The 6,446-nt window shown below is 58.8% G+C and carries 6 protein-coding genes; 5 read left to right on the forward strand and 1 reads right to left on the reverse strand.

The window, feature by feature from the left end; translation table 11 throughout:
* Positions 1–198 precede the first annotated feature (198 nt).
* Both KYK14_RS15510 and KYK14_RS15515 read left to right on the forward strand, forming a co-directional pair.
* On the forward strand, positions 199–972 hold the full coding sequence (locus KYK14_RS15510) for an AMP nucleosidase (RefSeq protein WP_185283062.1): 774 nt from the start codon (positions 199–201) through the stop codon (positions 970–972).
* Between the two features lie 262 nt (positions 973–1,234).
* Positions 1,235–2,890 (forward strand): amidohydrolase, encoded by a 1,656-nt coding sequence (locus KYK14_RS15515; protein WP_219160073.1) that lies wholly within the window; start codon positions 1,235–1,237, stop codon positions 2,888–2,890.
* Between the two features lie 52 nt (positions 2,891–2,942).
* Here KYK14_RS15515 and KYK14_RS15520 read toward each other — a convergent pair whose 3' ends face one another.
* Entirely contained in the window at positions 2,943–3,452 is a 510-nt protein-coding gene (locus KYK14_RS15520; protein ID WP_219160075.1) for a DinB family protein, read from the reverse strand.
* Positions 3,453–3,717: 265 nt separating this feature from the next.
* Between KYK14_RS15520 and KYK14_RS15525 the strand changes: the two genes are divergently transcribed.
* The 3 genes from KYK14_RS15525 to KYK14_RS15535 all read left to right on the forward strand — a co-directional run bounded on the left by KYK14_RS15525 (position 3,718) and on the right by KYK14_RS15535 (position 6,360).
* A complete protein-coding gene (locus KYK14_RS15525) occupies positions 3,718–4,575 on the forward strand; it encodes a fumarylacetoacetate hydrolase family protein (protein ID WP_219160078.1) in 858 nt (285 codons plus the stop codon).
* Positions 4,562–5,392, forward strand: coding sequence for an amidohydrolase family protein (locus KYK14_RS15530; protein WP_219160080.1), 831 nt, complete (start codon positions 4,562–4,564; stop codon positions 5,390–5,392). The genes KYK14_RS15525 and KYK14_RS15530 overlap by 14 nt, the downstream gene beginning before the upstream one ends.
* Positions 5,393–5,571: 179 nt before the next feature.
* Entirely contained in the window at positions 5,572–6,360 is a 789-nt protein-coding gene (locus tag KYK14_RS15535; RefSeq protein ID WP_219160082.1) for an L-fucose dehydrogenase, read from the forward strand.
* Positions 6,361–6,446: the final 86 nt, after the last annotated feature.

Consider the following 6,446-nt stretch of genomic DNA (forward strand, 5'->3'; position numbering starts at 1 on the left):
TTCAGGGACCGACGGTTTTTTTGTACCCGGATATATGGTTTTATGGCTATATGCTTGAATGGTTGTTTTCACAGCCAGCGACTTGGCCGCACCCAAAATCTGTGGGGTCACAAGAACGTCATGCTGAGCGAAGTCGAAGCATGACTAACCAGAAAATCAAAAATTCAAAAATCAACAACTTAACTATAAAACCACTCTATGAAGACAAAAGCTGACATTGTAGAAAACTGGCTGCCACGCTACACGGGCGTACCCTTGAAAGACTTCGGGCAGTACATCCTGCTCACCAACTTCCTGAACTACGTGCACATGTTTGCCGAGCAGTTTGGGGTAGAGGTGCAAGGTCTCGATAAGCCTATGCAAACGGCAACCGCCGACGGCATCACCATCATCAATTTCGGGATGGGCTCGCCCATGGCGGCTACCGTAATGGACTTGCTATCAGCCGTGAAGCCAAAGGCAGCGCTGTTTCTGGGCAAGTGCGGCGGCTTGAAAAGCAAGACCAAGCTCGGCGACCTGATCCTACCCATTGCCGCCATCCGGGGCGAGGGTACTTCCGACGACTACCTGCCCGCCGAGATTCCCGCCCTACCCTCCTTCCGGTTGCAGCGTGCGGTATCCTCTACTATCAAGAAGTACGAAAAGGACTACTGGACCGGCACCGTATACACCACCAACCGCCGCGTGTGGGAACACGACACGGCCTTTAAAGACTACCTGCGCCAGATTCGGGCCATGGCGGTGGATATGGAAACGGCCACCATCTTCACGGTGGGCTTCGTGAACGAGATTCCGCACGGCGCGCTGCTGCTGGTGAGCGACAACCCTATGACGCCCGACGGCGTGAAAACGTCCGAGAGCGACAAGAAAGTAACCGCCGACTTTGTGACCACGCACCTGCAAATCGGCATCGAGTCGCTGCTGGAGCTGCGCAACTCCGGCGAATCGGTGAAGCACATGCGCTTCGAGTAGGGAGTTCCTACCTGCGCTTTCGGCCCTGCCCTACCCGGCAGGGCTTTTTTTGTGGGTTGTAATCATCTGTTATCCCTACCTTATCTGTCATCTTTCATCTGGTGTCCGCTTGCGAAGGACCTTCTCACGGTAGAACAACAGGCGTAACAACGACTCGTTCTCGCGTGAGAAGGTCCTTCGCTACGCTCAGGATGACAATGACAAGTGGAGTTGGGATAACAGGTAGGCATTGTACCTTTCGATTCCTTTTCTACCTTCCTCTATGACCCGACGCCTACTACCGCTTCTGTTCCTGCTTCCGTTTCTGGGTTGCCAGTCTACCAACCGCCAGCAAGCCGATCTGCTGGTATACAACGCCACCGTGTACACCGTTGACTCCACCTTCAGCAAAGCGCAGGCGTTTGTGGTGCAGGACGGCAAGTTTGTGGCAGTGGGCGCAGCCGATGCGTTGCGGGCGAAGTATCAGGCGAAGGAGGAAGTGGATGCCAACGGCCAGTTCATCTACCCCGGCTTCTACGACGCACACTGCCACTTCTACCGCTACGCCCTGGGCCTGCGCTCCGCTGACCTGGTAGGCACCGAATCGTGGCCTGCGGTGGTAGGACGCCTGACCCAGCACCACCAGGAGCAGCCCAATGCCACCTGGCTTACGGGTCGTGGCTGGGACCAAAACGATTGGCCCCGCAAGCAATTTCCTACCAAAGACACCCTAGACGCGCTGTTTCCCGGCACGCCCGTGTTCATTACCCGTGTGGATGGGCACGCTGCCCTGGCCAACCAAGCTGCCCTCGATTTGGCCGGCATCACGGCCAACACGCCTATTAGTGGCGGCGTGATTGGTCGCGACCGTCAGGGCAAGCTTACGGGCTTGCTGGTGGATAACGCCGTGAAGCTGGTATCGGCTAGAGTGCCGGACCCTACCCCTACCGAGGCCGAAGAGGCCCTGCTGCAAGCCCAGCAGAACTGCGTGGCCGTGGGCCTCACCAGCCTCGCCGATGCCGGTCTGGACCGCGCCGACATTGAGCGCATGGCCGCCTTGCAGAAGCTCGGTAAGTTGAAGCTGCGCCTCTACGCCATGCTCAACCCTACCCCCGAAAACAAGACCTATTACCTACCCAAAGGCCCGATGTTTCAGGACCGGATGACCATCTGCTCCTTTAAGGTGTACGCCGACGGAGCGCTGGGCTCGCGCGGCGCTAGTTTGCTGGCGCCCTACACCGACCACCCCGAGGAAACCGGCTTCCTGCTCCAACACCCCGAGTACTACCGCGACTTAGCGAAAGAATTGGCTGCCACCAAGTTTCAGATGAATACCCACGCCATCGGCGACTCTAGCAACCGCTTACTCCTGGATATTTACGGCGCCGCGCTCCAAGGCCAAACCGACCGGCGCTGGCGCATCGAACACGCCCAGGTGGTCAGCCGGGCTGATATTCCGAAGTTTGGTCAGTATCACATTGTGCCCTCCATTCAGCCTACCCACGCCACCTCCGATATGTACTGGGCCGGCGAGCGGCTGGGCCAGCAACGCCTCGAAACCGCCTACGCCTACCAGGAGTTACTGAAGCAATACGGCCAGGTAGCGCTGGGCAGCGACTTCCCGGTGGAGGACATCAACCCGCTCTATGGCTTCCATGCGGCCGTGGCCCGGCAAGACGCCAAGAACTACCCCACTGGCGGTTTTCAGATGAGCAATGCCCTGAGTCGCCCCGACGCTCTGCGCGGCATGACCACCTGGGCCGCCCACGCCGCCTTCGAGGAAAAACAGAAAGGCCAGATCAAGCCCGGCATGGCCGCCGATTTTGTGGTACTAGATACGGACTTGCTGCAAGCCCCCAACGACAAGCTGCGCGCTGCCAAAGTGCGCCAAACCTGGATTGCCGGCGAGCAAGTGTTTTCAATTAAAAAGAAGGATTAAATGCTGGGATGGCGCGGGGCTGTGCCTCGCGCCATCCCAGCATTTCTAATCCCTACTTCTCGTCGGCGCTAGGGCCATAGAGACCGGGTATCGGAATATCGAGCAGGCGCAGGTACACGGTGAGTTGGCCGCGGTGGTGAATGCTGTGGTTGAGGCCCATCAGGCGGATGGCCGTGGCTTTGGGCGACTCAAAAATGGTATGCTCGCCGCGGTGCAGGCGGAAGCTGTCGGTCAGTTTTTCGTCGTCGGAGGCTTGTAGCGCTTGGCGAAGGGTAGCGCTGTGCTCGTCGAAGCGCGCCAGCAATTCTTCTTGGCTGGTGGGCGTGGGGCCGGGCTTCGGGCCGTTGGAGTCAAGGAAATCGCGGGAGGCATGCTCTACAAACAGCTGCTTGAACGCCAGCAGGTTTACCACGTGCGTAGCCAGTTGCCAGAGCGTCATGCTCTTGGGGTGCGGGCGGTAATCGGCTTGGTCGTGGGGGACGCGTTCTAGCACCCGGCGGGTACTAGCTAGCTCGTGGTCCAGTTCGCTCAGGATATTCTGTTGGATGGAGGAGGTGTGCATGCGTAATGGGAAAAGTGAAAACAGATCAATAAACCCAAAACTCGTAAAAAGTTATGGATCGAAGAGCCGCGGATCTGGTTCTTTCTAGCTGCCTTTTCGTCCGTTTTCGGCGGTTTGGTTCGCTTTCCATGCACAGGATGGGCCAGGAGGGTAGGCTGCATTGCGGACCGTAGCTTATTGGCTCAGAAGATGGAAGGGACCTGCACTTGCTGTTTTTTTGATAGTATGCGGTCCGAAACGTTCTATTCTCTCTTTCCCTGATTGCATGAAACTGATCCGCTACGGCCAGCCCGGCCATGAAAAACCCGGTATTCTACTCCACGACCAGCCCTATGATGTATCAGCCTTTGGCGAGGACTACAACGAGGCGTTTTTTGCCAACGATGGCTTACAACGCCTCGCCGAGTTTGTCCAAAGTCACGAAGGCCGGCTCACGCCTCTCGCTGATGGCGAGCGGCTAGGACCGCCGGTAGCGCGGCCGTCTAAAATCCTGTGCATCGGCCTCAACTACGCCGACCACGCCAAGGAAACCGGCGCCACGCCCCCGCCTGAGCCAGTGCTGTTTATGAAATCAACCACCTCCTACATCGGCCCGCACGACGACATCATTATTCCCAAAAACTCGGTGAAAACCGACTGGGAAGTGGAGCTGGCCGTGGTGATTGGCAAGCGCGCCAGCTACGTAGAAGAGGCCGACGCAGCCGACTACATTGCCGGCTACGCCCTGCACAACGACGTGTCGGAAAGGGAGTTTCAGTTAGAACGCAGCGGCACCTGGGACAAGGGCAAGGGCTGCGACACCTTCGCGCCGGTAGGGCCTTTTTTGGCTACCCCCGACGAGGTAGGCGACGTGGACAACCTGCGTTTGTGGCTGTCGGTGAACGGTAAAATGATGCAGGACGGCACCACTGCCAACCTCATTTTCAAGATTCCCTTCCTGATTTCCTACCTCAGCCAATTCATGACCCTGCTGCCCGGCGACATCATCTCCACCGGCACGCCGGCCGGGGTAGGGCTGGGCTTCAACCCACCCGTGTACCTGAAGCCCGGCGACGTGGTGGAGCTGGGTATCGACGGCCTGGGCACCGCCCGCCAGCAAGTGAAAGCGTATGGCCAGAATTGACGCCCACCAGCATTTCTGGCATTTTGATGCCGTGCGCGACGCCTGGATAACGCCCGACATGGCCGCCATCCGGCGCGACTTCCTCCCCGCCGATCTGGCGCCGCTGCTCCAACAGCACAACCTGGATGGCTGCGTGGCGGTGCAGGCCAACCAAAGCGAGGCCGAAACCGACTGGCTGCTGACGCTGGCCAACGAGCATGCCTTTATCCGGGGGGTGGTGGGCTGGGTGGATTTGCAGGGCGACAACGTGGCTGAGCGCCTAGCCCACTACGCGCAGTCTGAGAAGCTGAAAGGCTTTCGGCACGTGTTACAAGGTGAGGAAGACCGCGCCCTGATGCTACGGCCCGCGTTTCGGCGCGGGCTCGCGGCGTTGTTCGACGCGGGCTTCACCTACGATCTACTAATTTTGCCCGACCAGCTCGGCTACGCCGCCGAGCTGGTAGAGGCTTTCCCTACCCAGCCCTTCGTGGTCGACCACCTGGCCAAGCCCCTCATCAAAGCCGGCACGCTGGAACCGTGGGCCCAGGACATTCGGGCACTAGCCGCGCACGAAAACGTGCTGTGCAAGGTGTCCGGCCTGGTCACGGAGGCCGACTGGCAACACTGGCAGCCCCAGGACTTCCATCCCTACCTCGACGTGGTATTCGAAGCCTTTGGACCCCAGCGGCTCCTGTTTGGCTCCGACTGGCCCGTGTGCAACGTGGCCGGGGGCTACGCCCGCATGTTGGAGTTGGTTGAAGGCTACCTCCGCACCTTTTCGGCCGCTGAGCAAGCTCAATTTTGGGGCGAAAACGCCACCGCTTTCTACCGACTTTAAAGGCTATTCGAGCTGGAACGGTGTAGAGACGCATACTTGCGTCTCGTCGTTGAACGACCGGATGCATATTACTGTCCGAATGACTCCAACGTGGTACAAATGGCGCGACTGACGAGACGCAAATATGCGTCTCTACATTGCTCAATCATCAACTCAAATAGTCTACAACCTCCCACCCCATGGATTTACAACTTCAGAATCAGGTTATTATCGTTAGCGGCGGGGCCAAGGGCATCGGCGAAGGTATTGTGCGGGTGCTGGCTGTCGAAGGGGCCATTCCGGTTATCATTGGGCGCAACGAAACCGATAACCAGCAAGTGGTAGCCGACGTAACTGCCGCGGGCGGCCAGGCCGGCCAGGTAGTCGCCGAGCTATCGGACCCCGCCGAGTGCGCCCGCGCCGTGCAAGCCGTAGTAGAGCAATTTGGCCGCATCGATGGCCTGGTGAACAACGCCGGCGTGAACGACGGCGTGAGCCTGGAACACGGTACGTATGAGCTGTTTATGCGCAGCCTGCACCGTAACATGGTGCATTACTACCTGCTGGCTCACTACGCCCTGCCAGAGCTAAAAAAGTCGAAGGGAGCTATTCTGAACATCACTTCCAAAACCGCCGAAACGGGCCAGGGCAATACCTCGGCCTACGCCGCGGCCAACGGCGGCCGCAACGCCCTCACCCGCGAATGGGCCGTGGAACTGCTGAAATACGGCATCCGCGTGAATGCTTTGGTGGTGGCCGAGTGCTGGACGCCCGCCTACGAAACTTGGATTCAAACCCTACCTAATCCCGAGGAGAAGCTCCACGAAATCACTAGCAAGATTCCGCTGGAAAACCGCATGACCACGGCTGAGGAAATTGCCAACACTACCGCATTCCTACTCTCACCGCGCAGCAGCCATACCACCGGCCAGATCGTGCACGTAGACGGCGGCTACGTACATCTCGACCGCGCCCTCGCCAACGCTTAGTAGGTAGCCATGGCGCGGGGCTGTGCCCCGTGTCTACTAATCGCAAGCCTCTGGCCTGCACCGCTAGAACACTAGGCCTAGTGGCG

The sequence above is a fragment of the Hymenobacter profundi genome (assembly GCF_019334315.1).
Taxonomy (GTDB): Bacteria; Bacteroidota; Bacteroidia; order Cytophagales; family Hymenobacteraceae; genus Hymenobacter; species Hymenobacter profundi.

Bases quoted from the DNA above. Each gene is read 5' to 3' on its own strand.
- KYK14_RS15525 (WP_219160078.1), top strand. From the start codon at position 3,718: ATGAAACTGATCCGCTACGGCCAGCCCGGCCATGAAAAACCCGGTATT.
- KYK14_RS15515 (WP_219160073.1), top strand. From the start codon at position 1,235: ATGACCCGACGCCTACTACCGCTTCTGTTCCTGCTTCCGTTTCTGGGT.
- KYK14_RS15520 (WP_219160075.1), bottom strand. From the start codon at position 3,452: ATGCACACCTCCTCCATCCAACAGAATATCCTGAGCGAACTGGACCAC.
- KYK14_RS15530 (WP_219160080.1), top strand. From the start codon at position 4,562: ATGGCCAGAATTGACGCCCACCAGCATTTCTGGCATTTTGATGCCGTG.
- KYK14_RS15535 (WP_219160082.1), top strand. From the start codon at position 5,572: ATGGATTTACAACTTCAGAATCAGGTTATTATCGTTAGCGGCGGGGCC.
- KYK14_RS15510 (WP_185283062.1), top strand. From the start codon at position 199: ATGAAGACAAAAGCTGACATTGTAGAAAACTGGCTGCCACGCTACACG.